The sequence below is a fragment of the Roseburia sp. AF20-18LB genome (assembly GCF_003461185.1).
GTDB classification, from domain to species: Bacteria; Bacillota; Clostridia; order Lachnospirales; family Lachnospiraceae; genus Roseburia_C; species Roseburia_C amylophila.
Genome location: NZ_QTWP01000007.1, coordinates 16,351 through 40,384 on the forward strand (window position 1 = coordinate 16,351; position 24,034 = coordinate 40,384).

The 24,034-nt window shown below is 42.9% G+C and carries 25 protein-coding genes, 1 other RNA gene and 2 pseudogenes; 14 read left to right on the forward strand and 14 right to left on the reverse strand.

Features of this window, described 5'->3' with window-relative positions; genetic code table 11:
- Positions 1-79 precede the first annotated feature (79 nt).
- Genes DWX65_RS11685 through DWX65_RS11695 form a run of 3 tightly spaced genes read left to right on the forward strand, consistent with a single transcriptional unit; the run spans position 80 to position 2,070 of the window.
- Positions 80-220 carry a CD1871A family CXXC motif-containing protein gene (locus tag DWX65_RS11685; RefSeq protein WP_197420846.1) on the forward strand — a complete coding sequence of 47 codons (141 nt, stop codon included), beginning with the start codon at positions 80-82 and terminating at the stop codon, positions 218-220.
- A complete protein-coding gene (locus DWX65_RS11690; protein WP_118173490.1) occupies positions 213-1,127 on the forward strand; it encodes a 4Fe-4S binding protein in 915 nt (304 codons plus the stop codon). Before DWX65_RS11685 ends, DWX65_RS11690 begins: the two co-directional genes overlap by 8 nt.
- A gap of 34 nt (positions 1,128-1,161) precedes the next feature.
- Positions 1,162-2,070 (forward strand): TlpA disulfide reductase family protein, encoded by a 909-nt coding sequence (locus tag DWX65_RS11695; RefSeq protein WP_117697866.1) that lies wholly within the window; start codon positions 1,162-1,164, stop codon positions 2,068-2,070.
- 156 nt (positions 2,071-2,226) lie between these two features.
- On the opposite strand, the gene DWX65_RS11700 is transcribed toward DWX65_RS11695, so the two are convergent.
- The 5 genes from DWX65_RS11700 to DWX65_RS11720 form a co-directional block, all read right to left on the reverse strand.
- Positions 2,227-3,060, reverse strand: a complete 834-nt coding sequence (locus DWX65_RS11700) for a DUF4300 family protein (RefSeq protein ID WP_117697948.1) — start codon at positions 3,058-3,060, stop codon at positions 2,227-2,229.
- A gap of 13 nt (positions 3,061-3,073) precedes the next feature.
- Positions 3,074-3,421 carry a hypothetical protein gene (locus DWX65_RS11705; protein ID WP_242986097.1) on the reverse strand — a complete coding sequence of 116 codons (348 nt, stop codon included), beginning with the start codon at positions 3,419-3,421 and terminating at the stop codon, positions 3,074-3,076.
- A gap of 37 nt (positions 3,422-3,458) precedes the next feature.
- Positions 3,459-5,105 carry a sensor domain-containing diguanylate cyclase gene (locus tag DWX65_RS11710; protein ID WP_242997868.1) on the reverse strand — a complete coding sequence of 549 codons (1,647 nt, stop codon included), beginning with the start codon at positions 5,103-5,105 and terminating at the stop codon, positions 3,459-3,461.
- 92 nt (positions 5,106-5,197) lie between these two features.
- Positions 5,198-5,632 carry an SdpI family protein gene (locus tag DWX65_RS11715; RefSeq protein WP_117697868.1) on the reverse strand — a complete coding sequence of 145 codons (435 nt, stop codon included), beginning with the start codon at positions 5,630-5,632 and terminating at the stop codon, positions 5,198-5,200.
- A gap of 24 nt (positions 5,633-5,656) precedes the next feature.
- Complete coding sequence (locus DWX65_RS11720; RefSeq protein WP_242986098.1) at positions 5,657-7,288, reverse strand: N-acetylmuramoyl-L-alanine amidase; 1,632 nt, start codon at positions 7,286-7,288, stop codon at positions 5,657-5,659.
- A 358-nt stretch (positions 7,289-7,646) separates the two neighbouring features.
- Between DWX65_RS11720 and DWX65_RS11725 the strand changes: the two are divergent.
- Positions 7,647-7,769, forward strand: a pseudogene (locus tag DWX65_RS11725) (glucosamine-6-phosphate deaminase); the annotation flags it as partial.
- Between the two features lie 12 nt (positions 7,770-7,781).
- A complete protein-coding gene (nagA, locus tag DWX65_RS11730) occupies positions 7,782-8,645 on the forward strand; it encodes an N-acetylglucosamine-6-phosphate deacetylase (RefSeq protein WP_242986099.1) in 864 nt (287 codons plus the stop codon).
- A gap of 250 nt (positions 8,646-8,895) precedes the next feature.
- Here the strand turns inward: nagA and DWX65_RS11735 are convergent, their stop codons facing one another.
- From DWX65_RS11735 to tadA, 3 genes are all read right to left on the reverse strand, one after another.
- Positions 8,896-9,834 carry an ROK family glucokinase gene (locus tag DWX65_RS11735; RefSeq protein ID WP_117697869.1) on the reverse strand — a complete coding sequence of 313 codons (939 nt, stop codon included), beginning with the start codon at positions 9,832-9,834 and terminating at the stop codon, positions 8,896-8,898.
- A gap of 100 nt (positions 9,835-9,934) precedes the next feature.
- Positions 9,935-10,196, reverse strand: an RNA gene (ffs, locus tag DWX65_RS11740) — signal recognition particle sRNA large type.
- 33 nt (positions 10,197-10,229) lie between these two features.
- Positions 10,230-10,715, reverse strand: a complete 486-nt coding sequence (gene tadA / locus DWX65_RS11745; protein WP_022244326.1) for a tRNA adenosine(34) deaminase TadA — start codon at positions 10,713-10,715, stop codon at positions 10,230-10,232.
- 97 nt (positions 10,716-10,812) lie between these two features.
- On the opposite strand from tadA, the gene DWX65_RS11750 reads away from it, so the two are divergent.
- On the forward strand, positions 10,813-11,436 hold the full coding sequence (locus tag DWX65_RS11750; RefSeq protein ID WP_117697870.1) for a GNAT family N-acetyltransferase: 624 nt from the start codon (positions 10,813-10,815) through the stop codon (positions 11,434-11,436).
- Here DWX65_RS11750 and DWX65_RS11755 read toward each other — a convergent pair.
- A complete protein-coding gene (locus DWX65_RS11755; RefSeq protein WP_117697871.1) occupies positions 11,345-12,220 on the reverse strand; it encodes a DUF6128 domain-containing protein in 876 nt (291 codons plus the stop codon). The two genes, DWX65_RS11750 and DWX65_RS11755, sit on opposite strands and share 92 nt — an antisense overlap.
- A 184-nt stretch (positions 12,221-12,404) precedes the next feature.
- Between DWX65_RS11755 and DWX65_RS11760 the strand changes: the two are divergent.
- Together DWX65_RS11760 and DWX65_RS11765 are read left to right on the forward strand one after the other, a co-directional pair.
- Positions 12,405-12,776 (forward strand): annotated as a pseudogene (locus DWX65_RS11760) (Fur family transcriptional regulator); the annotation flags it as partial.
- A 191-nt stretch (positions 12,777-12,967) separates the two neighbouring features.
- Complete coding sequence (locus DWX65_RS11765; RefSeq protein ID WP_022244330.1) at positions 12,968-13,510, forward strand: NADH peroxidase; 543 nt, start codon at positions 12,968-12,970, stop codon at positions 13,508-13,510.
- A 259-nt stretch (positions 13,511-13,769) separates the two neighbouring features.
- Here the strand turns inward: DWX65_RS11765 and DWX65_RS11770 are convergent, their stop codons facing one another.
- Positions 13,770-14,258 (reverse strand): prolyl-tRNA synthetase associated domain-containing protein, encoded by a 489-nt coding sequence (locus DWX65_RS11770; protein ID WP_117697873.1) that lies wholly within the window; start codon positions 14,256-14,258, stop codon positions 13,770-13,772.
- A 254-nt stretch (positions 14,259-14,512) separates the two neighbouring features.
- Between DWX65_RS11770 and DWX65_RS11775 the strand changes: the two genes are divergently transcribed.
- Complete coding sequence (locus DWX65_RS11775; RefSeq protein ID WP_117697874.1) at positions 14,513-14,947, forward strand: MarR family winged helix-turn-helix transcriptional regulator; 435 nt, start codon at positions 14,513-14,515, stop codon at positions 14,945-14,947.
- Position 14,948: 1 nt separating this feature from the next.
- Complete coding sequence (locus DWX65_RS11780) at positions 14,949-15,713, forward strand: sulfite exporter TauE/SafE family protein (RefSeq protein ID WP_117697875.1); 765 nt, start codon at positions 14,949-14,951, stop codon at positions 15,711-15,713.
- Here the strand turns inward: DWX65_RS11780 and DWX65_RS11785 are convergent.
- The 3 genes from DWX65_RS11785 to DWX65_RS11795 all read right to left on the reverse strand — a co-directional run bounded on the left by DWX65_RS11785 (position 15,710) and on the right by DWX65_RS11795 (position 18,788).
- Positions 15,710-16,834, reverse strand: coding sequence for a 5-methyltetrahydropteroyltriglutamate--homocysteine S-methyltransferase (locus DWX65_RS11785; protein WP_117697951.1), 1,125 nt, complete (start codon positions 16,832-16,834; stop codon positions 15,710-15,712). The two genes, DWX65_RS11780 and DWX65_RS11785, sit on opposite strands and share 4 nt — an antisense overlap.
- 144 nt (positions 16,835-16,978) lie before the next feature.
- Positions 16,979-17,893 carry a LysR family transcriptional regulator gene (locus tag DWX65_RS11790; RefSeq protein WP_117697876.1) on the reverse strand — a complete coding sequence of 305 codons (915 nt, stop codon included), beginning with the start codon at positions 17,891-17,893 and terminating at the stop codon, positions 16,979-16,981.
- A gap of 4 nt (positions 17,894-17,897) precedes the next feature.
- Positions 17,898-18,788 (reverse strand): LysR family transcriptional regulator, encoded by an 891-nt coding sequence (locus tag DWX65_RS11795; protein WP_117697877.1) that lies wholly within the window; start codon positions 18,786-18,788, stop codon positions 17,898-17,900.
- Between the two features lie 193 nt (positions 18,789-18,981).
- Here DWX65_RS11795 and DWX65_RS11800 point away from each other — a divergent pair, with 193 nt between their 5' ends.
- From DWX65_RS11800 to pyrB, 4 genes are read left to right on the forward strand one after another with little or no spacing between them, the layout of a single operon-like run.
- The gene (locus DWX65_RS11800; protein WP_117697878.1) at positions 18,982-19,734 is read left to right on the forward strand and encodes a DUF4866 domain-containing protein; all 753 of its coding nucleotides are present in this window, start codon (positions 18,982-18,984) and stop codon (positions 19,732-19,734) included.
- Positions 19,727-21,082 carry a threonine/serine ThrE exporter family protein gene (locus DWX65_RS11805; RefSeq protein ID WP_117697879.1) on the forward strand — a complete coding sequence of 452 codons (1,356 nt, stop codon included), beginning with the start codon at positions 19,727-19,729 and terminating at the stop codon, positions 21,080-21,082. Before DWX65_RS11800 ends, DWX65_RS11805 begins: the two co-directional genes overlap by 8 nt.
- A gap of 60 nt (positions 21,083-21,142) precedes the next feature.
- The gene (locus DWX65_RS11810; RefSeq protein WP_117697880.1) at positions 21,143-22,444 is read left to right on the forward strand and encodes an adenylosuccinate synthase; all 1,302 of its coding nucleotides are present in this window, start codon (positions 21,143-21,145) and stop codon (positions 22,442-22,444) included.
- Positions 22,441-23,382, forward strand: a complete 942-nt coding sequence (pyrB, locus tag DWX65_RS11815; RefSeq protein ID WP_330408263.1) for an aspartate carbamoyltransferase — start codon at positions 22,441-22,443, stop codon at positions 23,380-23,382. The genes DWX65_RS11810 and pyrB overlap by 4 nt, the downstream gene beginning before the upstream one ends.
- Before the next feature lie 12 nt (positions 23,383-23,394).
- Here pyrB and DWX65_RS11820 read toward each other — a convergent pair whose 3' ends face one another.
- Entirely contained in the window at positions 23,395-24,033 is a 639-nt protein-coding gene (locus DWX65_RS11820; protein WP_117697952.1) for a methylated-DNA--[protein]-cysteine S-methyltransferase, read from the reverse strand.
- Position 24,034 lies beyond the last annotated feature (1 nt).

Here is a 24,034-nt window from a genome sequence, read left to right on the forward strand (position 1 = left end):
AAAAATTTTACAACTGCTATTGTATAATACCCAGGTCAGCAGGTCAATAAATTCAATAAATGAAAGGAGCAACAATATCTTGAAGTGTCAAAAAATATCTCAAATTGCCTTGCTTATCACCGGTATCACTATGGTCAGCTATGGTGCAATCAGAGGTGAAGCAGCTGCCGTACTTGGCAAAGCAATAAAATTATGTCTGGAGTGTGTCGGAATTGGATAAGAATAAAAAAATAATATCAAAAAGAGCTGCCGGAATACGTGGATGGATACAGGCAGCTGCCACGCTGCTTACTAATATTCATATTCCCAATTTATTCAAGGGTAAAATATATCAGGGCAGTGCTAAAACGGTATGTGTACCCGGATTAAACTGTTATTCCTGTCCCGCTGCATCCGGAGCCTGTCCTATCGGAGCTTTTCAGGCAGTTGTCGGTTCATCGCGATTTAAATTTTCATACTACATAACAGGATTTTTTATTTTACTGGGTGTGACACTTGGGCGATTTATATGTGGTTTTTTGTGTCCGTTTGGATGGTTTCAGGATTTAATCCATAAAATTCCCGGGAAAAAATTTTCTACAGCCCGGCTGAAACCACTAAGATACCTGAAATATCTTATCCTTATTGTTTTCGTTATACTTCTGCCAATGTTTGTAACGAACTCCATTGGGATGGGGGATCCGTTCTTCTGCAAATACATTTGTCCTCAAGGCGTTCTGGAAGGGGCTATACCTCTTTCACTGGGAAATGTTGCCATACGATCTGCACTGGGAAAGCTATTTTCTTTTAAATGCCTTATTTTAATTACAGTTGTTGTGTTAAGTATTTTGTTTTACAGACCCTTCTGCAAATGGATTTGTCCTCTCGGGGCAATCTACTCACTGTTTAACAAGGTCAGCTTTCTTAAAATTAAGGTTGAAAACAGTAAATGTGTCGGATGCGGTCAATGTTCCAATGCCTGTAAAATGGATGTTGATGTGCTTAAGACCCCGGATCATCCGGAATGCATACGATGCGGAGCATGTATAAAAGCCTGCCCTAAAGATGCCATCCACTATCAGTTTATGGGCATGCCATGCGAAAAAAGAGCATCCGTAGACAACAATATTCCAAAAAGTAACCATTAATTTTATTATCAATTATTCAAAGGAGAAATTATTCATGAAAACAAAAAGAACCGTTATTTCTATTTTTACCCTCTGTACAGCATTATTGTTTACAGCTTGTAGCGGAAAAGGAACTTCAAACACAGAAGCTTCCCGCGATACCCAGACCGAAGCCGGCACTGAAGTTTCCGGCAGTTCCAACACTACGCTGGATGATTTATATCAGCAGGAGAATCAGCTCTTTGCTGATCATGAAGATGCATGGAACAAAGTATTTGGCATGATGAATAAAAGTACTGCTGATCCAAGCGGAAATTACGCCGACTATCTGGCTGCCGCCGTCGAATCAAATAAAGACTCATTTACAGAAGATGAATTAAAAACTCTTACAGATGATATTGAAACGATTCGAAAAATCGAGGAACAGATAGCAGCAATCGAAAAGGACAATACAGCATCCGACAATGCCTCCCAGAAGGATAATTCTGACGATACCTCTCCTTTCAGGAATTTCTCCGGTCAGGATTATGATGGTAATTCTGTTGACGAAAGCCTGTTTTCCGGAAATGCAGTAACTGTCGTTAATTTCTGGTTTACCGGCTGTAAGCCTTGTGTTGCCGAGCTGTCAAAACTTAATGAATTAAATAATACAATCAAATCCATGGGAGGAGAGGTAATTGGAATCAATACAGAAACCTTTGATGGAAACGAGGATGCCATCAAAGAAGCTGCAGCTGTTCTGGAAAGCCAGGGGGCAGCATACCGCAATCTTTCCATTGACTCTGCTTCAGATGCAGGTAAATATGCTTCTGATATTATGGCATTCCCTACCACAATTTTAGTCGATAGAAATGGTAATATTGTGGGCGATCCGATGCTCGGTGGAATTGATAATCAGGACAACTACGATACCCTGATGAAACAGATTCAATCTGTAATTGATGCTGACGGTGCCAATAAATAAAACGCCCCTGTGGCTGCAGTTCCATTGCAGTCATTCTGGTTATATGATATCCGCCGCCCATCGTTCTTTCCCGAACGATGAGGCGGCGGTTTTTTGCCAATTACATCTATCTGATTTTTACTCCAGTTCAACATAAGTTGTAAAATATTTACTTTTTTAAATATTTTTCTTTAATGTTCCGAGATATTCTCCATTACAATAAACAAAGGGACCTGCTTCACCCTCTTCTCCAAAATACTCCGGTCTTAGCGACATAATATCGAGCAATTCATCCATATTATGCACCTTTGTTGCCTGATACGGCTGTTCAAAAGCAATCTTTTCTATAAACAAATAATAGTCACTGTACTTTATCAGAACACCGGTATGCCCCACAAAAACAACATCCGAGTATGGGTCATATATTACTATGCTAAGAAGAGAGAGCCTGTCACTATCCACTTGAAATCCATAATGTTTCCAGCTATCGGAAAATGTATTTTCCGGACGGCTGCCATCTGTTACATTTTTTTCTCCATAGAGCGTGGTGAACATATTTTTATTTTCTTTTATACTTTCATACCTGTCCACATTATCTATTGCTTCTGTATCAAACATTAAGTAGGTACCCTCATAGCTGCCTTCTGTCGATTCTGCGCGGAGCACACCATCCAGCAGAAGAAACGCTGTCATTCTGCAATCAGCATCCGAATAATCATGGTTCTGTTCCCAGCCATCCATACATTTTCCAATATCTGCTTTCATTTTTTCAGGATCTGACCAGCCATCCTCCAGTCCGGCATTTTTTCCGGCAGTATCCGCGAAATCAGTCGTCCATTCCCGAAATGTATCTACATGGGAAGCTCCTGCTGATTCCAGTTCTTCACAAATTCCGGCAATGGTGTCTTTTCCTCCCATATATGTTGCAGCCGGCATCTCCTGATTCCGTGATGCTTCTGTACAGGCACACAGCAGCATGGACAGGAATACCATAGCTGCTGACAATCTCATTGCTATTTTGATTTTATTTTGCCTTTTCAACAGATAATACCTCTCCCTCAAACGGATCTACCTCAGAAATTGTTCCTGTATATTTTACTGTTACAGTATCTCCATTGCTGACATTTTCCAATCCCTCCGGTTTTTCTTCAAAAGTAAAACTATACGGAGTATCATTCCCATCTGTCACAACAAACATAAAATCCTTTATCTCATCAATGGTTCCTGTTAATTCCTTTTCTTCTGCTGTTTCTTCTTCGCTGTTATTTGTGATTGCATTATCCTGCTTCACCTCTGTCTGTCCACATCCTCCAAATAATCCAGCCCAAAATACCATTCCCATTACAATTGCGATTAATTTTTTCTTCATCATCCTATACCTCTTTCTTTTTTATCATGTTTTACAGTCTCTAAAATGCATCTCTGTAATGCCGCTTTGTAGAATTCCAGTCCACCATCAGTACATAGAACACTCTGCCGTATCGTCCATTTTCCACAATTCTGCCATGGTCAAGCACCCTCATTGAGGTTCCATCTGCTTTTTTCAGATGGAAGTGTACATAATCATTGGAATGTCCTTCTCCTATCTGCTGCCAGATACTTTCTTCAACCTGCTCCCTTTCTTCTTCTTCAATCAGGTTACGGAAGCTTCCTTTTGTATACTCCTGCAGTTCTGCCATGTTCCTGCATCCGGTGAGACGGATCATCTCATGGTTCGCAAAAAGAATTTCATCATTTTCTTTATCTGCTTTATAAATAATAAATGCTCCCGGAAGATTTTCCGAAACATCCTTCAATGCAAATCCAAGCTGCTTTCTAATTTCAAGTCCAATTCCTTCCCGGTACTGAATACAGCCATTTTTCCCGTCAAGCTTTACTTCATAAAGTGCTGCATCTGCACAGCGCATCAACCGTGAATAGTTTTTTCCCTGTAACGGATACTCTGCATATCCCAGGGAAATAGTATATGTCACTTTTTCACCTTCATACCAGAAAGAACGCTTCTTTTTTGTAAACTGTTCCAGTTTCTCCCTTACTTCTTCACCGGTGCAATTATCTAAGAAAATGCAGAATTCATCCCCTCCTTTCCGTCCAAGCACTGCATGTTCCGGGAACGATTTCCGCATGCTTTCTGCTAATATCTGTAATGCCCTGTCTCCGGATTCATGTCCATACATGTCATTAATGAACTTGAAATCATCAATGTCAAACTGTGCTGCCACGCAGGAAGCTTCCGGATACTTTTTCAAATACTGTCTTACCTGCTCCTCAAATCCATGCCTGTTATTGATTCTGGTCAATACATCAGTTACAGCCAGCTTTTTAAATCTATTTTTATGCTCATCCAAAGCCAGAATCATAGAGACAAGTCCCGTCAGCAGCAGAACAATCAATAGTCCGCCAGCCAGCATTCCATAAAGGTGCTCATGATTCGACCAGCCTGTCTTCGGCATGATTTCCAGTTTCCACCGGTTTCCAGCTGCTTCAAATTCATAAGCAACCGGATTCGTCAGAATTGCTCCTGAGCTATATACTTCTTCATATGTTGTATCCCATGGAGAAACGGTCTTTGATAACGTATAATCATAGTCAAAATCCGAAAGTGCTTTTAATGAATCTGAAAAAATAGCCGGTACACGGATAATTACAATGGCAAATCCCCAGAATTCTTCTTCTCCGTTTTCATTTTTCAGGTATACCGGATTTCGTACTGCCATTCCGTATCCACCCTGCTCTAACTGAAACGGTCCCTGCATAATCTCAATATGGTTATCTCTGGCATAACGGGAAATTTCTCCCCTGTCCGCATCATTGAGCAAGTCGATTTTTCCGGCTTCATTGCCATCTTCCGGATATATCTCTGTTACTACACCATCCGGTGCAAGCTGGATACTCTGGATGGAATCCGTCATCATATCCTCTGCCACCTCTGAAAATTTATTAATCCTGCCATTTTCACTGACCAGAAGCTGCTTTAAAGCATTTGTAGCTCCAACTTCCTGCATAATATCAGACTTTATCCGCTCAGAATATATCATTGCATTCAGGTTCGCCATTTTTCTGCTATGGTTCCTCTGTATATTTCCTACTCCATATAATACAGCTCCCAAAGCAGTCATCCCAAGCAGTAATACCATGACTGGCAATATTATTTTTCTCTTTTGTATCCGCATTTTCTGTCCTCACAATTACCCGAAAATCTTATTTCTCTTTTCATTCTGCCTCCTGTTATCAGGTATGCACTGAGTATAAACCCAAAACTCGGAACGCACAATATCAAAACAGCCGGAAGTGTTGCATCTTCGCTATGCCAGAAAGCTTCCACGAACCAATAAAAACACCTGGTCAGCGGATATGCCAGCAGAAGGTCGATACTTCCTGACACCAAAAGACATTTTCCATATAGTTTCTGTGCCCTGTACCAGTGCTCCTCTGATTGCTCTGCTTTCTTTCCCCGGTAGGTAGAATATCTTTCTCTCTGCCGTTCCTCCCACCTCAAGGGCATATAAAATGCAATACTTCCAGCTACTAGTATAATGATGCTTAATGTAATTGGTAAGATTAATATTGCATATTTTTCCACCGGACTTCTCCTTGTATCTGCGTCTTACTGAAATGCCACCACTTCGTAGCCTGCTGCCTGCGCCGCATCAATAAATCTTCCAAGAATGGCTGTATTGGTGGTAGACTCCGCATGTAAAAGATAAATTGCTCCCGGATGCATCCGGTCTTTTAATTTCTGTAACGCTTCTGACTCGCCTGGCTGGTTATTGACATCATAGTCCTTGTATGCAAAGCTCCAGAACACGCTCTTGTAGTTGCAGTTATTGACCACTGCTAAGGACTGGTCACTGAATTTACCCGCCGGGAACCGGAACAGGTGCATATCATAGCCAAAATTATCCTTAATATACTGGTGGTTCTCCATGACTTCATTTTTCTGCTGCTCCAAACTCTGGGATGGAAGGCCCTCGGACGGATGGGTCACGCTGTGATTACCAATCTCATGTCCCTCGTCAATCATCCGCTGTACCAGCTCTGGCTGTGCCTTGGCATATGGCTCTGTCACAAAAAAGGTTGCCTTTACGCCCTTTTCCTTTAAAGTATCTAAGATTTGCGGTGTACAGCCATATTCGTAGCCTTCATCAAAGGTCAGATAAATCTTCTTTTCATCTGCTCCGATAAAATTCGCCTGATAGTCTCCGTATTTTTCCTGATAAGAAACAGCTCCAATCGGCCGGTTCTCTTCATCAAAATTCACGCCCTGCCCCCAGTTCTGACAGGTTCTATCCAAAGCTTCCACATTGGCAATCTGCTGGTTGGTAATAACTTCTCCTACGTTTTTCGTATCTTCTGTGGCGGTACTGTCTTCTGTGCTGCCGGAGGTTCCATCTGTGTCTGTATCACCTGTTGTAGTATCTCCGATGGACGTATCTGCTTCTGTATTTCCACCTGTTCCGTCACCATGGTAAGTCTTATAAGTAGCAATAATGGCATCTCCAATAGCCGCCGCATATGCTTCCTTATTATCATCAAAAAGCTGATTGTCTTTGGCATTATTCATAAATCCCATTTCAACGATACAGGACGGCATATGGGAATGGCTGTTTACATAATAGTCCTTTGAACTGCTCTTCTGGGTTCCCTTTTTCACATCACGGTCGCGTTGTACACCAACTCCGGCTAATCCCTGCTGGATATTTCCGGCAAGTCCCATGGTCTCTTCGTTGGCTCCACTGTATACCCATGTCTCTACTCCATATCCTTCTCCGGTATTCCGGTGCAGGGATACATAATAATCTGCTTCCGCTTCATTTGCTATATCACATCTCTCTGACAGTTTTAAGAAGGTATCATCACTTCGCGTCATGATGACATTCACATCTTTTTCCTGCAAATAACTCTGTACTGCAAGTGCCAGGGCAAGAGTATCATCTTTCTCATAGCGGTTCTTATAGTCAGAACCATTGTCCTTTCCGCCGTGTCCCGCATCAATGCACACTGTCAGCCCCTTCTTATCCGGTTCCTTTTCCTCTTTATCTCCGGACAGCTTTTCCAGTATACTGATGGTATAGTCTCCATTCCCATCTATTATAGGAAGATGTTTTTCCAAAATACCGGTCAGAAGGTTTACGATTCCCAGCACTAACAGCAATACCAGTACACAAAAAGCTGCTGAAATTGCATTTCTTATTCTCCTTAATTTCTTTCTTCGTTCTCTTTCTCTTCTTGTAGACAATGTTTTTCTCCGTTGTTTCTTATGTTTTCCGTAATTGCTTACAATCTATTTTCATTGTAAAGCAGCCCCCACAGCGGGTCAATTTAAGATTTCTTAAATTTTTTCATAAACTGGTTTAATCCTGTTTTAATCTGTGTTAAATTATGATTTAATCATATTTGATATGGTAATGTGTTAGCTTGTTATGATTTCTATTTAAGATATATTTGCCACTGCATATTTCTATTGAGCGGCTATTTTGTCTATTTTATAGCATTTTCATTTTTCCGATTATATAATCAGACTAAACAATATAGAAATTGCCTTTTAAGGAGGGATACCATGCGTATTTATAAAGCAAAGGATTATAATGAAGTATCAGGCCCTGTTTGGCCCAATCACTCCGACTGCTCCTGCTTCTATCCTGCAGTTACATAACAACGTATCCATTGTTGCTGATGAAGCAGCTCTTTCACTGATTATTAAAAATAAACTGATTTAAGGGGGTATTCGAATGATTATCCGAAACGGTCTTGTATGGGGTGATGACTTCGCTTTCCACGAAAAAGACTTATATATCGATGATGTTACACATACAATCGTAGACAAACCGGTTTCCGAACATGAGGAAATTCTGGATGCAAAAGGCAATTATGTGATTCCGGGACTGGTTGATGTGCATATCCATGGTGCAAAGGGTCATGATTTCTGTGACGCAAATACAGACGGACTTTCCGATATTGCAGCTTACCTGCATTCCTGCGGCGTTACATCCTTCTGTGCAACATCCATGACTTTACCGGAAAACCAGCTTATGGAAATCTTCGAAACTGTTTCCGGTGTACCGGATGACAGAAACCATTCCTATGTAGCCGGTATTCATATGGAAGGTCCTTTCCTTTCCCCGGCAAAGAAGGGTGCCCAGAAAGAAAGTTACCTCTGTAGCCCTAATATAGACGTATTTTGCCGCTTATTAGAATCTTACAGTGGCAAAATAAAGTTAATTACCATCGCTCCAGAACTTCCGGGAGCAGACAAATTTATCGAAAAATTCCATGATGAAGTTACTATTTCTCTTGGACACTCTACTGCTTCTTATGAAATTGCCTCAAAGGCCTTCGCAGCAGGTGCCATCCATGCAACTCATCTGTTCAACGCCATGCCGGCATTCCACCACCGTGACCCGGGTATTGTGGGTACCGCTGCTGATGCCCCACATGCAATGGTGGAAATTATCTGTGATGGCATCCACATCCATCCAGCCGTTATCCGCAGCGTTTTCCGCATATTTGGAGATGACCGCGTCATCTTAATCAGCGATGCCATGCGTGCAACCCTGCCAAGAGCATTGGAATGGAGAAAACCATCTGCAGTCTGACCCCGGGTGCAAGGGCTGATGTACTTCTGTTGAATAAGAAATACGAATTAGAACGCATATTATGATTATTTAATCATCTTTTAATTATTTAGTCTCCCTTTCTTTTTACTGGACTTTGTGCCTTTTTCAAGGTCCAAGAGAGTCCTTTGGTTCTCGCAATAAATCAAGAAAAGCCTCCGTCCCAGGACGGAGGCTTTTCACTTACTTACGAAAGAATCTGGCAAAGCATGTTTCTCGATTCATCTGATTCTTAGTCTAATATCATCTGCACGCAGCCGTACATTCCGGCATCATTTCCAAGGGATGCCAATGCAAACTTGGTGTCCTTGCAGGATGCAAATGCATGCTCTTTGAAATGTTTTGCTACCGTATCAATTAAGATATCTCCGGCTCTGGATACGCCACCACCGATTACGAATACCTGTGGGTTAACGACACAGGCAATATTAGATAACGCCATACCAAGTGTCTCGCCTAAGATTTCTACCGCCTCTAATGCCAGAGCATCTCCTTTTTTTGCCTCATCAAAGATATCCTTTGCTGTCAGCGGTTCAAATCCGCGTAAGGAAGACTCATCATCTTTCTCAGCCAGAAGTTTCTTCGCCATGCGGACGATTCCGGTAGCTGATGCGTACTGCTCTAAGCAGCCATGTCTGCCACATCCGCAGGTATCTTTTTCCTCTGTATTGACGGTAATATGTCCAATTTCGCCGCCTGCTCCGTTTGCGCCCGGAATAATTTTACCATTGTGAATAATTCCGCCGCCAACACCGGTTCCAAGCGTAACCATAACGACTCCGGTGTAGCCTTTTCCACCGCCCTGCCACATCTCGCCAAGGGCTGCTACATTCGCATCATTTCCTACTTTAACCGGAAGACCTGTCTTACTGCTTAATTCATCGGCAACCTGAACCTGTCCCCATCCGAGGTTTACACATACGGAAACAGAGCCATCTTCTAATACAGGACCAGGAACACCTACGCCGATTCCTTCCACATCTTCTTTTGCAATGGATGCTGATTTCATTTTCTCGTCAATGGATGCTGCCACATCATCTAAAATATGTCCGCCATTATCTGCCTTGTTGGTTGGGATTTCCCACTTATCCAGCATTTTCCCGCTGGTCTCAAATAATCCGATCTTACAGGTGGTTCCACCAATATCTACGCCAAAACCGTACTTCTTCATCTTTATCTCCTTTATTATATTAAATTTTCTTCTCTCCAGCTTTCTTATGAAGAACCCTTATCTTTATTATATTATAATTTCTAATTTTTTGCATTAAAAACCGAGCATCCTGTTTTGAATTCTCGTTGCAAACGTTACCTGAACAGCCAACTCAGTCCAGGCGACCTTACGGCACACAGGAGCTTCCGCTTAGGGCTGCTTCATTCCTGACCTGACCCGGTTCACAGATTCCTGTTGCGTAAGACCCAGACATCAACGCCACTTATTCAGGGCTGCTTTACAATTTCAAACCCGAGACAGGATATCACCCCAGCTATAGCGGATTGCTGGTACAGGGCACCGCTGCCACCCCGGCTGCTCGGAATCTAAATTATAGCCTATTTTATGCCGGATTGTCAAGGTTTTGCCTTCATTTTCTGCTGTTTCTTCTTCTCACGCAACCGTCTGAAAAATTCCGACAGCATGTCTGAACATTCTTCCTCCAATACGCCCCGCTCTATCTCTACCTGATGATTAAATGCTGCCACCTGCAAAAGATTCATCACTGAACCGGCGCATCCAGCCTTGGGATTCATAGTTCCGATTACCACCTTTTTCATACGGGACTGCACAATGGCTCCCGCACACATCTGGCATGGTTCTAAGGTCACATACATCACGCAGTCCTCAAGCCTCCAGTCCCCGGTCTTCTTTGATGCCTTTTTAATGGCAGTCAGTTCCGCATGGGAAAGTGTATTTTTATCGGTATTGCGCCGGTTATAGCCCCGGGCAATAATTTTATCATTCTGCACAATCACGCAGCCAATAGGAACTTCCTCTAATTTTTCTGCTTTCCTTGCCTCCCGCAGGGCTGCTTTCATATATTTTATCTCCGGTTCCATGTTTACTCCTGACTTTTACTCTTTTCTCTGTTATAATAATAGCATATTTTGAGCGTAACAAAAAGGTATTCTTATACCAGCTGCAGGAGTTAATAACATGAAATTTATCTATGAAACAGACCGCTTAATCCTGAAATTGTTAGGGGAAGATGATGCCCCTGCAGTTCTTCAGTTTTATAAGCAGAACCGGAATGTCTTTGAGCCATATGAAACCATCCACCCTGAGCAGTTCTATACGGTGGCCTACCAGCGGACCCTGATGAACTGTGAGCTGAGTCTCACCTTAAAGCACAGCCTCATCCGCTTCTATATATTCCGCAGGGAAAATCCCGACGAAATCATAGGCACCATCTGCTTCCGCAATATCAACCGTTCTACTTACTATTCCTGTGAGACCGGCTATCGCTTTTCCCCCGCATACTGGCACAGAGGATACGCCCGCGAAGCCCTTGCTTTTGGTATTCAGCTTATGTTTGAAGAACTTCATCTGCACCGGATAGAAGCTGCCGTCATGCCGGAAAATACCGCTTCCATCCGTCTGCTAGAATCCCTTGATTTCCAACAGGAGGGTGTCGCCAGGGAATATGCCCTGATACAGGGAAAATGGGAAGACCATATCCGGTTCGCCCTTATTCGTCCATCCGGCGATACCAGTAGCCAAAACTCCCCTCTAACTGCCGGCACGGCTTTTCCGTCCGGAACTGTGGAAAACCAAAAATAGCAGCCATTACTTTTTCCGGCTTCTGATAAACCCCCGGCACTGCTAAGAACAGCTCCCGTCCTTCCGGCGTCACCTGTTCTCCGAAAAAAAGATACCGGTAATTAAAGAAACCATGCAGAAGAAAGCTGTTATTCCCAAGATACCAGTATTTCTGTGGCAGTTCCCGTAGATCCTGCAGTTCCATATGAACGCAGGTTATATTCTCTCCTTCAAAAGGATGCAGAATCGTCATTTTCTGCTTCAGATTCTCCCAGTGTTCCCAGATGGAGGTCTCTTTTTCCCCAGTGCCTTTTTCCTGCGTGCTTCTTTCCTGGATTCCTTCTTCCATGCTTATCTGTTCCGGGAAAATATGGTGCATCGGCACTTCCTCAGTCTGAAGAGACGGCTCTTCTGCAGCTTGCATTTCTATTTCTTCCTTATGTATCTCCCCATTGTCCCACTGGCTGCCATAAAAATTACCATCTGCCGGCTGAATCAGTATTCCACATACATCCTGTATATGACAGGTTTCATCGCCCAGCTCACCATCAGAAATCCTTCCACTATAATCTGAGCTTTGGGACATCAGCCGCATATTACCCACCGGAAAAGCCAGAATTTTTCCTTCCCTACGGATAAAAAGGCTTACCTTTCCTTCCTGCCCCGCATATTCTGTTCCTTTTAAATGTATTTCTAATCTGCAGATGTCTCCGCGCATTTCTACCCTGGCAAATCCGGCAAGATATTCCTTTGTATCATTTTCATAATAATAAAGATATGCAACGAACCGTTTAAACTGCGGCATAACCTTTCCTTCCTATATCTTTTTGTTCCTTATATCATATTCCATCTTCTAAGATTCCATGCAGATTTTTAGCCTATACTTCCCATACATGCAGATTTTTACTTTACACTTCTCCTTGACAAAGTTCCTTTTAAGAATTATATTAAAATCAATAACGATTATTATTATTTGTTGAGGAGAATATATGATTAAATTTAGCCGACAACGGGAAAGTATTAAGAATAACCTGATGGGACGTACCGACCATCCGACTGCCGAAACAGTTTATTCCGATATCCGGCAGGAATATCCCAACATCAGTCTGGGAACGGTATACCGCAATCTCTCTCTTCTGGCAGATTTAGGCGAGATTCAAAAGATTTCAACGGAAAATGGGCCGGACCGCTTTGATGGTAATCCGAAACCTCATTACCACTTCTTCTGTACAAACTGTAATTCCGTTCTCGATTTAAAAATGAAAAACATTGATCTGATTAATGTTATTGCTGCAGAAGAATTTTCTGGTTTCATTGAGGGACATATTACCAGATTCTACGGACTTTGTCCGGAATGTAAAAAGTTATTGGATAAATCCGGTTCCCTGCCGGATAAATCAACCAATTTTGCAGAAAATAAGAAAGAAAAACAAAATCAGAAAATCTCAAAAAAGTAGTTGACATTTAAAAATAATTATGCTAATTTAATATCAGTAACAATTACTATTATTGATATATAAATACAATTATAAAAAGAAAAGGAGATCTTAAAATGAAAAAATTTGTTTGTACAGTATGTGGTTATGTTTATGAAGGTGAAAGTGCTCCGGAATTCTGCCCGGTATGTAAGGCTCCGGCTGAGAAATTCAAAGAACAGACAGGTGATAAGACATGGGCTGCTGAGCATGTAGTTGGTGTAGCACAGGGTGCTCCAGAAGATATCATTGCTGATTTAAGAGCAAACTTCGAAGGAGAATGTTCTGAGGTTGGAATGTACCTTGCAATGGCAAGAGTTGCACATAGAGAAGGATATCCGGAAATTGGACTTTACTGGGAGAAGGCAGCTTTTGAAGAGGCTGAACATGCAGCAAAATTTGCAGAACTGCTTGGTGAAGTTGTAACCGACAGTACAAAGAAGAACCTTGAAATGCGTGTAGATGCAGAAAACGGTGCTACTGCTGGTAAATTTGACCTTGCAAAACGTGCTAAAGCTGCTAACCTCGACGCAATCCATGATACAGTTCATGAGATGGCTAGAGACGAGGCTCGTCATGGCAAAGCTTTTGAGGGTCTGTTAAAGAGATACTTTGGTTAATCTTAAAACCGTATAGAATAAGCATTTTAAGGATAGATGGTTCATGAACTGTCTATCCTTTTTGTATTCCATAACATGCGAATAAAAATACGAATATAAAAAATATAAAGTGATTGCATAATTGCATGATTGTTGTATAACACTTGGCTTGCAAACGCCGGAATCAGATTATAATGTATTGTTCAAAAGCCCTATTTTACTACATTTCAGCCATTTTATCATAGACTGTCATGCCATTAGCTTCTCCGGATAATTTTCTCTACATCGACACACAATGGACTTCATTTCCGTGTGCCCGGATGATACGGAGCAAATCCTCTGTCTTCATCCATATAGTAGCGGTATTCTCGTTGGGATGTACTCCAATCAATGCATCATTTTCCAGAAAATAAGCATCCACAAATACCTTCACGCTGCATGTTTCATCGTTGAGTACTCCAAGCGGCGTTACCGAACCCGCCTGCAGTCCCATTTTCTCAGTTAAATCTTCTTCCGAGGCAAAACTTAACGGACGCGTTCCATTTGCCTTTCGAAATGCCTTTAAATCTAGCCTCTGGTTCCCTCGCACTGTAATCAGATAATAATTCTGCTTCTTATTATCACGTACAAAAAGATTCTTGGCATCTGCCTGTGGATAGGGAATTTCCACATCTGATAAATCTTCCATATTGTAAACAGCTTTATGCTCTGTCACTTCGTACCAGATATGCTGTTGACTCAGGTATTCATAAATTTCCTGCTTATTCATTGTATTTCCTCGCATTCTTCCCGCTTGCGTTCATTATATCATGTGCAAAACCAGCCCATGATCAATATTCGCCGTTCGCCAAAAGTGAGCAGGCTCCCTATGGCTCGCTTGCGCTCACTATATCATAAACTTTTTATAAAATTATTTCCAGTTCACTTTACATTTTTTCCTTCCGGTGCTAGTATACCATCAAAATAAATATTTCAATTTTGAACTATTCTATTTTGAAGCATTTTCATCAGGAGGACTCTTACATGAATACAGGTATTGCATTTGCAAGAAAAATGTCTGCTGCCTACACTGCGGTATGTAAGCCTTTGTGCCAGTCACTGCATCTGCCGCAGACTGCTTTTGATATTTTGATGTTTTTAGGAAATAATCCGGAATATTCAACTGCCAGAGATATTGTTGAAGTGCGCCAGATTAAGGCAAATCTGGTCTCCGTCAATGTAGACCGGCTGGTGAAAGACGGTTATCTCAGCCGCAAAGAGGTTGCCGGCGACCGCCGGAAGACACAGCTTCTATGTACAAAAAAAGCTGCCCCTGTTATAAAAAAGGGACAGGCTCTGCAGCAGGATTTTGCCGACCGGCTGATTGCCGATCTGGATGATGCCACGAAAGATGCCTTTTTTAAAGGAATGGCACAGATGGAGACAACGCTGGATATGATTTTAGAGGAGGTATCCTAAAATGGATTTATTAACTACGATTTTTGTTACATTTTTTGCGGGCATGGGTGCCGGACTTGGAACCGGTTTTGCCGGCATGAGTGCCGCTGCTGTCATCAGTCCGCTGCTTATTCATTTTCTAGGCATTGACCCATATATGGCAGTCGGCATTGCGCTTTCTTCCGATGTTTTGGCAAGTGCCATTTCTGCCTATACATATGGAAAGCATAAGAACCTCGATATTAAAAACGGTCTGATTATGATGGTCAGCGTATTGCTTTTCACCGTAGTAGGAAGCTATGTTTCAAGCCTTGTTCCTTCTGCCACCATGGGAAATTTCTCCGTTTTCATGACCTTTCTGTTAGGAATCAAATTTATCGTAAAACCGGTTATGACCACGAAAGAATCCATGTCTGCCGTTTCTGCAAAGAAACGTGCCATCCAGTCCATAATCTGTGGTGTGCTGATTGGCTTTATCTGCGGCTTTGTTGGTGCCGGAGGCGGCATGATGATGCTTTTAATCCTGACCTCTGTACTTGGATATGAACTGAAAACTGCTGTTGGAACCAGTGTATTTATTATGGCCTTTACCGCACTTACCGGTGCCTTTTCCCATTTTGCCATCGGCGGACTGCCGGATGTCACCGTCTGGGTTCTGTGCATTGTATTTACCTTAATCTGGGCAAGAATTGCCGCTGTCTTTGCCAATAAAGCCACCCCAAAGACACTGAACCGGGTTACCGGTGTCATCCTGGTAATTCTTGGAATTGTGGTAATGATTTTTTAAGCTTCCCAGACCTCTTCTGCGATTTCCTTGACAAGCTTCAGTTTCGCCCACTGTTCTTCTTCCGTAAGCTTGTTACCGATTTCGCAGGAGGCAAATCCACACTGTGGACTTAAATAGAGATTTTCCAACGGAACATATTTGGACGCTTCTTTTATTCTTGCAATGACTGACTGCTTGTCTTCAAGCTTCGGTATCTTGGTGGTAACAAGTCCTAATACCACCTTCTTATTGCCGGTTATTTTTGCCAGCGGTGCGAAACCACCGGAACGCTCATCATCATATTCCAGATAATAAGCATTGACATTCTCCTCTCCGAATAACAACTCTGCTACTCCGTCATATGCGCCGGAGCTGAAGAAAGTAGAATGATAATTTCCACGGCATACATGGGTGTTGATGGTCAGATCAGCCGGTGCCTCTTCTACTACCTTATTATTTAGTGCAAGGATAACCTTCTTATATTCTTCCAATGCTTCGCCTCTTCTTCCGGTCAGTGCAACGGCAAGCTTCGGATTTACCAGTCCACCCCATACACAGTCATCGAACTGAAGATTTCTGCAGCCTGCTGCATAGATTTCCTCGATAAATTCTCCATATGCCCTGATGACATCCTCTGCAAAAGCTTCTTCTGTTCCATAAATTTCAAGAGTTGTATCCAAAAGCTCTGCGCCGGTGAAATAAGCATAGAACTGGGCTGGAGATGGAACGGTCTGCTTTGCTATGGTATTCTCATCTTCCAGTGCTTTTACAAATTTGAAATGCTCAACGAATGGATGATTCTTTATGGAAATCTTTCCCACCATGAAAGTGTCATCTATCATTGCTGCTTCGCCGTCAAAGGTTGTATTTCCATCTACAGTCTTCTTATGCTCGATTCCATCGAATCCCCACATAAAGTCCAGATGCCAGGTGGCTCTGCGGAACTCCCCATCGGTAATCACATGGTATCCAAGCTCCTTTATCTTTGCGACCAGTTCTAAAATACAGGCATCCTCTACCTCTTTTAACTGCTCTCTGGTAATTTTCCCTGCTTCAAAGTCAGCACGGGCTTTCTTTAATTTTTCCGGACGTAAAAAACTTCCTACATAATCGTATCGGAACGGTGTTGTTAAATTCTTCATTCTGATTTTCTCCATTTCCTGTGAATTGATTTCCCTCATTATAATTGGAGTTCCTCATTCTGAAAAATACATAAAAATAAATGTTGTCCATAGTTTTAACCTATGACCAGTCCATTTTTTGATTGGAAAATTACTTTCTTTGGCTCATATTCTTTGTTCTCCTGTAATATATTTCTTTAATGCCTCAAGGTAGGTTTCCCCTAACCGGCTTATCATTCCCTTCCGGTGGGTCACATATCCGATTCTCATATCACCTTCATCTGCCAGCGGCACTGCGATAATATCTTCGCCATTTAATTTCTGGTCAATGATTCCACTGCACACCGTATAACCATTTAAACCAATCAGAAGATTAAATAAGGTTGCCCGGTCACTGACGCGGATATTTTTCTTCCGCTCAAAAGAGGAGAAAATTTCTTCCGAGAAATAAAAGGAATTGTGTTCCCCCTGCTCATAGGAAAGATACGGATACTCTGCCAGTTCTTCATTGGTTATGATTTTCTTCTTTGCCAGCGGATGATGCCTGCTGATGAAAACATGGGGTTCTGCCACAAATAACAGATGAAATTCCAAATCGGAGGATTTCAATATTTTCATAATCACTTTTTCATTGAAATCATTTAAGAAAAGGATTCCGATTTCACTTCTCATTTGCGCTACATCTTCGATTAACTTATAGGTCTGGGTCTCCCGCAGGCTGAAATCATATTCCTCCTGCCCGTATTTTTTTACCAGCTCCACAAAGGCATTTACCGCAAAAGAGTAATGCTGGGTTGATACGCAAAACTGCTTTTTTCCGCCACCGTTTTTCTTATATTTATCCTCTAAGATGGTGGTCTGCTCCAATACCTGCCTTGCATATCCTAAGAATTCTTCCCCTTCCCTGGAAATAAAGATTCCCTTATTCGTCCGATTAAAAATGGTAATGCCCATCTCCTTTTCCAGCTCATGGATGGCGTTGGTAAGGCTGGGCTGGGAAATGTATAATTTCTTCGCCGCCTCCGTGATGGTTCCGGTATCTGCCACGGTTGTAATATAGCGTAACTGCTGAAGTGTCATATGCTCACCTGCTTTCTAAAATGACTTTTCTTAACTGACGCGCCGCCTCATTTAAAGGATGCTGACTGTCGTATACCATACAGATATTTCTTTTTGGAATCGTCTCCGAAAGAGAAATCTGTACGATTTCATGTTTTTCGATGGCCTCTCTTGCCATCGGTTCCGGGATGAAAGCCAGACCAAGCTCACTCTTTACCAGTGGCAGTATCTGATCTGTGGTTGCTGTCTCTGTATCCGGCTCCAGTGCCAGCCCATAAGACAAAAACAGCTTATTATAAAACTGAAATGTCATGGTTTCTTTTCCCAGACAGATTAACGGATAATCCTTTAAATCCTTTAGGGAAAGCTCCTGACTGCCCAGTGCGGTAAATGTTGTTCCACCCACCAGTACCTCCCGGAATGTCCGCAGATTAACTTTTTTTAGTGGCTGCTCTACTTCTGCCGGTGCAGACACTACTGCAAAATCTATCTGTCCGCTCTTTACTGCCTCAATTGCCTGAGGTGTTGAATGATTATAAATTTTCAACCGGATTCCCGGATATTTCATATGGAAATCTTTCAGCTTATCCAAAAGAAATATGTTAAGGGCAGTCTCGCTGGCTCCAATAGAAATGCTTCCATGGGCAAGTCCACTGCTGTCTGCCAGTTCCTCTTCTGCCGCCCAGAGATGCGACATGGCTGCCGACACATGGGTATACAGCTTCTCCCCTTCCGGTGTCAGCTGTACCCCACGGTTCGTCCTGACAAAAAGCGTACAGTGAAGCTGCTGCTCCAGTCCGTTCATTGCCCTTGTGATATTAGGCTGACTGTTGCCAAGGGCATTGGCAGCCCTGGTAAAATTACTGTATTTTGCCACATAATAAAAAATCTTATAATATTCAAAATTTATATCCATACATTTTCACCATATCAATTTATTATTTCTGCTATATCAATTATAGCTTTTACTTATTCCCAATGCAATAGTATAATCAAGCCGAAATTAAGGGAAACAACCCCTTTACATTTCTCCACCCAAACCCTACAAGGAGCTGCCACCGGCAGCTCTTTACGAATGCTATAAAGCAGAAAGGAAGCGCATATTTTCTATGAAAAATTCAACATTTTTCCCTCGTGAAGAAAGAGCAGACGTTTTATTTGAAAAGATTTTGCATGACCCATGGGCCTGTGAAAGACTTCAGGAAACTTTTTGCAATTATTTATTCTGTAATGATGAATTTGATTCTTCTCTTTCTTCACAGGATTTTTCAGAAGCTCTTTTTGATGCTTATCAAAATAAAGATTTATCGGCATTTCTTATGGCTATCTGCCAGAATACCCTATTCGATTTACTGAGGAATTCCTATCTGATTCCCTACCGTTTCAACGCAGATGGAAAAGAAAATCCGATAATTATGACCGATGATACCGGCAGACTTCTGCCAAAGTATTGTGGCGATATTCACAATAAGGATTATCAGCATTTTCTTGAGAGCTACCGCGATTTAGGGGAACCAAAGAATATGTATTTTTCCCAGGCATACCGGTACAGCCACGCTTATACCGGTGAAGATACCATTGGACAGCTTGTCTTAGAACGCAGCCATGGGGTGCTTCTCATCCGGGAGCTTCCGGATACCATAAAACAGAAGGAGACCGAAGCGGAAGCCTACTCTGCAATCTTCGACCTTGTACTGAAATTAGAGAAAGAGCTTCCAATGGCATTTGTCTTCTACGGACAGGATTCTCTTGTGGAACATGATGAAAAATATGATGAAATCGGCATTTTCCTTCCAAATTCCATCTTCTTAAAGAATCTGGAACGGCATATTGCCAAAGCTGAGGCGATTATTTATGAATAAGAGTGCATCTTCCCCTACTTCATATATTGATATTATGGAAAAAAATCATATGGAAATACCCTGGCATGATTATGCCAGTGATGACAGCAACGTACTGATTGCCCAGGCGGGACTGATTGAAAAAGCCTCGGTCATCGGACGTGTGGGATTAATCATGTTATCCTGTGGAACCGGAGCCTGGCGTGTCCGTACTTCCATGAATAAGCTGTCAAAGGAACTGGGAGTTACCTGTACGGTAGATGTAGGTCTTATGTCCATCGAATTTAACTGCTTTGATGGAAAGGACTGTGTCTCCCAGTCCTTAAGCATCGCCAATACCGGCGTCAACACCTCCAAACTTTACCGCATGGAACAATTCGTAGAAAGCTTTCCAAAGGAAGAAGCCCATTTAACCGGCGAGGAAATCCATAAGCGGCTGGATAAAATCGAAAAAATCCACGCCCTTTATTCTCCCGCCAAACTGGGACTTGCGGCAGCCTTAGCCTGCTGCGCATTTACTTTTCTTCTGGGCGGAGGCCCTGTGGAAATGATTCTGGCATTTATTGCAGCCGGTATCGGAAATGTCATCCGAACCAAATTAATCAAACATCATTTTACGCTGTTTTTAAATATTGCGGTCTCTATTTCCGCCGCCTGCCTTATGTATGCCATCTGCTTAAAGGCTGCCGAAATTTTTTTCCATGTTCCGGCAGTCCATGAAGCCGGATACATCTGCTCCATGTTGTTTATTATCCCGGGCTTTCCATTTATCACAAGCGGCATTGACCTTGCGAAACTGGATCTTCGTTCCGGACTGGAGCGGCTGACCTATTCCATCATCATTGTTCTTGTGGCTACCATGTTTGCCTGGATTATGGCAATGCTGCTTAGACTTCAGCCTCAGGACTTTACCTCTGTAAATCTCAGTGATGTTTCACGGCTGGTTCTGCGGTTAATTGCAAGCTTCTGCGGCGTATTTGGATTCTCTATTATGTTTAACAGTTCCATTCCCATGGCAGCTACTGCTGCACTGATTGGCTCCGTTGCCAATACCTTACGTCTGGAACTGGTTGACTTTACCGGAATTCCAGCCGCTGCTGCTGCCTTTATCGGTGCACTGACCGCCGGTCTGCTGGCATCCTTTATTAAGAAAAACAATGGATATCCGCGAATCTCTTTAACCGTACCTTCCATTGTAATTATGGTTCCGGGACTATATCTTTACCGCGCCTTCTATAACTTTGGCATTATGTCCTTAACGGAAGCGGTTTCCTGGTTCTCCATTGCCATAATGATTATTATCGCCCTGCCGCTGGGACTTATTTTTGCAAGAATACTTACCGACCGGACTTTCCGGTACTGCACCTGATAAATTTTATACGCTTAAAATTATTTATTTTATACATGATTACAGAAAGGAAGAATCGATATGCTTACAGCCGTAACAGGAATTAACTGGGGAGACGAAGGAAAAGGACGTGTCATTGATCTGCTTGCAGAACATGCAGATGTCGTTGTCCGTTATCAGGGTGGCAACAATGCCGGTCATACCGTTGTAACCAAACAGGAAAAATTTGTCTTAAATCTTCTGCCGTCCGGCATTCTGCATCCCAATGTGGTATGCGTACTGGGGGATGGAATGGTCATTGATTTAGAGCACCTCACCCATGAAATTGAAGATATCGAAAGCCGCGGTATTTCTATTACTCCGGAACATTTAAAACTTTCCAAACGTGCCACCATCTCCATGCCATGGCACAGGATTCAGGATGAACTGGAAGAAACACGTCTTGAGAAATCCGGTGCTGCCTTCGGCTCCACCCGCCGCGGCATTGCTTACGCATACAGCGATAAATACCGGAAGAAAACACTGCGTCTTGGTGATTTGCTTCATTTAAAAGAAGAAAATGTCCAGGTTCGGATAAAAACCATGTTGGAATCCAAAAATCTGGAACTGGCAGGCAGTTATCATCAGGAGCCGATGTCTTATCCGGCATTGCTGTCCTGGTGTGAAAAACAGGCTTCCCTTTTTTCACCTTATATCTGCGATACCGGAAGCTTCTTGGAAAATGCTCTTGCCAGCCATAAAAAGGTGGTTTTGGAAGCCCAGCTTGGAGCCATGCGTGATATCGATTATGGTATTTTCCCTTACACTTCAAGTTCCTCCACCATTTCCGCCTATGGTCCGATTGGAGCCGGTATCCCGGGTGAATCCCTAGACCATGTTGTGGGTGTCCTAAAAGCATATTCCACCTGTGTGGGAGCCGGACCTTTCGTAGCAGAAAGAGCCATGTCCGAAGACTGGTGCAACATCCTTCGTAAATTTGGAAATGAATACGGTGCTGCCACCGGCCGTCCACGTAGAGTCGGACCTTTTGATGCCGTTGCCAGCCGTTATGGATTGAAATGCCAGCATGCAGATAAAATTGCCTTAACGAAGCTTGATGTTTTAAGCTCCCTGACAGAAATCCCTGTCATTACTGCTTATGAAAGAAATCATAAGACCACAACCGTCTTCGACCCTACCGAAAATATCGATAGCTTCTCTCCGGTTGTAACAATGCTTCCGGGCTGGAAACAGGATATTTCTGCCTGCCGCAAATATGAAGATTTACCGGAAAATGCCAGATTATACATCGAAACATTAGAACGCCTTTTAGACTGCGATATCCAGTTTATTTCCACTGGTGCAGAACGAAATGAATACATGATAAAGGGGGAATGGCTTTGAGACACCTAATCAGTCCACTGGACCTTACGGAAGAAGAAACAACCCGTATTCTGGATCTTGCAGACCGGATTGGTACCCACAAAGAGGCTTATGCCCACCTTGCAGAAGGGAAACAGCTTGCTACACTCTTTTATGAGCCAAGCACCAGAACCCGACTGTCCTTTGAATCCGCCATGTTAAGTCTTGGTGGTCAGACACTGGGATTTGCCGGTGCGGAACAGTCCAGTGCTACCAAAGGAGAAACCGTTGCCGATACCGTCCGGGTAGTAAGCTGCTACGCAGATATTATTGCCATGCGTCATCCAAAAGAAGGAGCACCGCTCTGCGCCTCTATGTATGCAACCATTCCGGTCATTAATGCCGGTGACGGCGGACACTATCACCCAACCCAGACCCTGATTGACTTATTAACCATACGCCAGCGCAAGGGACGGCTTGACCACCTGACGGTGGGCTTCTGTGGTGATTTAAAATTCGGAAGAACCGTTCATTCCCTGGTAAACAGTCTGGTACGCTATCCGGGTAACGAATTCTATTTCATTTCTCCGGAAGAACTCCGCATTCCGGACTATATGATTGAAAGAACCTTAAAGCCTTCCCACAGCACCTATCGGGAAGTCTCTGACTTAGAGGAAACACTTCCAAAGCTGGATGTTCTCTATATGACCCGTGTCCAAAAAGAGCGTTTCTTCAACGAGGAAGACTATATCCGGTTAAAAGATACCTACATTTTAAATAAAGAAAAATTAGAACTGGCTCCTTCCGATATGCCGGTTTTACATCCGCTTCCACGAGTCGATGAAATCTCTGTTGATGTGGATTCCGACCCGCGCGCCGCTTATTTCCAACAGGTACAGAACGGAAAATATGTCCGTATGGCACTGATTTTAGCCCTGTTAGAAATCACGGACCCGCTAACCGGAGAAAAGGTTCTCTAATGTTCCAGTAACTTAATCCGTTTTCTCTATTTTCATTCCGAAACATTTTAAATCTACTTTTCCGTCCACTACTTCTATACCGTCTGCCATCAGGCGGCGTGCCTGTTCATTCTCGCCGCCAAAGGCAAAGGATCCGGAAAGCTCTCCTTTTGCATTTACCACCCGGTAACAGGGTATGTTTTCCGGGTCTTTATTCTTATGCAGGGCATTTCCCACAGCTCTTGACATCCGCTTGTTTCCGGCAAGCTCCGCCACCTGTCCATAGGTTGCCACCTGTCCTCTCGGAATTTTCTTTACTGCTTCATAAATCCGTCTGGTAGGGCTGTCCGTTACTAAATCATAGCTTTCTGCTATCATGCGGCAGATATCTTTATCCGGGATTGTGCCATCCACGATTATGGTATTCCAGTGTTCCTTATTCTGATGATACCCCGGAATGACCGCAGGATAGGCACTCCGCCAGAAATCTCTCCACTGAGGGTCTGCTTTTACGTTCAGATTGAGAAATCCATCCCGCATATAAGTCCAGAGAAATACCTTTTTGCTTTCCCTTACGCGCACCAGCTGCCAGTTCCGGTCATGAAATGGTGCCTCCTGATAGGTGTCCGGGAAAGACAGTCCGTATGCTAATATTTCTTCTCTTGTTTTCATG

Bases quoted from the DNA above. Each gene is read 5' to 3' on its own strand.
- DWX65_RS11750 (WP_117697870.1), top strand. From the start codon at position 10,813: ATGAAATTTATCTATGAAACAGACCGCTTAATCCTGAAATTGTTAGGG.
- DWX65_RS11820 (WP_117697952.1), bottom strand. From the start codon at position 24,033: ATGAAAACAAGAGAAGAAATATTAGCATACGGACTGTCTTTCCCGGAC.
- DWX65_RS11765 (WP_022244330.1), top strand. From the start codon at position 12,968: ATGAAAAAATTTGTTTGTACAGTATGTGGTTATGTTTATGAAGGTGAA.
- DWX65_RS11705 (WP_242986097.1), bottom strand. From the start codon at position 3,421: ATGATGAAGAAAAAATTAATCGCAATTGTAATGGGAATGGTATTTTGG.
- tadA (WP_022244326.1), bottom strand. From the start codon at position 10,715: ATGGAACCGGAGATAAAATATATGAAAGCAGCCCTGCGGGAGGCAAGG.
- DWX65_RS11800 (WP_117697878.1), top strand. From the start codon at position 18,982: ATGAAAAATTCAACATTTTTCCCTCGTGAAGAAAGAGCAGACGTTTTA.
- DWX65_RS11735 (WP_117697869.1), bottom strand. From the start codon at position 9,834: ATGAAGAAGTACGGTTTTGGCGTAGATATTGGTGGAACCACCTGTAAG.
- DWX65_RS11775 (WP_117697874.1), top strand. From the start codon at position 14,513: ATGAATACAGGTATTGCATTTGCAAGAAAAATGTCTGCTGCCTACACT.
- DWX65_RS11755 (WP_117697871.1), bottom strand. From the start codon at position 12,220: ATGCCGCAGTTTAAACGGTTCGTTGCATATCTTTATTATTATGAAAAT.
- DWX65_RS11805 (WP_117697879.1), top strand. From the start codon at position 19,727: ATGAATAAGAGTGCATCTTCCCCTACTTCATATATTGATATTATGGAA.
- DWX65_RS11770 (WP_117697873.1), bottom strand. From the start codon at position 14,258: ATGAATAAGCAGGAAATTTATGAATACCTGAGTCAACAGCATATCTGG.
- DWX65_RS11710 (WP_242997868.1), bottom strand. From the start codon at position 5,105: ATGGCGAACCTGAATGCAATGATATATTCTGAGCGGATAAAGTCTGAT.
- DWX65_RS11795 (WP_117697877.1), bottom strand. From the start codon at position 18,788: ATGGATATAAATTTTGAATATTATAAGATTTTTTATTATGTGGCAAAA.
- DWX65_RS11810 (WP_117697880.1), top strand. From the start codon at position 21,143: ATGCTTACAGCCGTAACAGGAATTAACTGGGGAGACGAAGGAAAAGGA.
- DWX65_RS11780 (WP_117697875.1), top strand. From the start codon at position 14,949: ATGGATTTATTAACTACGATTTTTGTTACATTTTTTGCGGGCATGGGT.
- DWX65_RS11785 (WP_117697951.1), bottom strand. From the start codon at position 16,834: ATGAAGAATTTAACAACACCGTTCCGATACGATTATGTAGGAAGTTTT.
- DWX65_RS11695 (WP_117697866.1), top strand. From the start codon at position 1,162: ATGAAAACAAAAAGAACCGTTATTTCTATTTTTACCCTCTGTACAGCA.
- DWX65_RS11790 (WP_117697876.1), bottom strand. From the start codon at position 17,893: ATGACACTTCAGCAGTTACGCTATATTACAACCGTGGCAGATACCGGA.
- DWX65_RS11700 (WP_117697948.1), bottom strand. From the start codon at position 3,060: ATGAGATTGTCAGCAGCTATGGTATTCCTGTCCATGCTGCTGTGTGCC.
- nagA (WP_242986099.1), top strand. From the start codon at position 7,782: ATGATTATCCGAAACGGTCTTGTATGGGGTGATGACTTCGCTTTCCAC.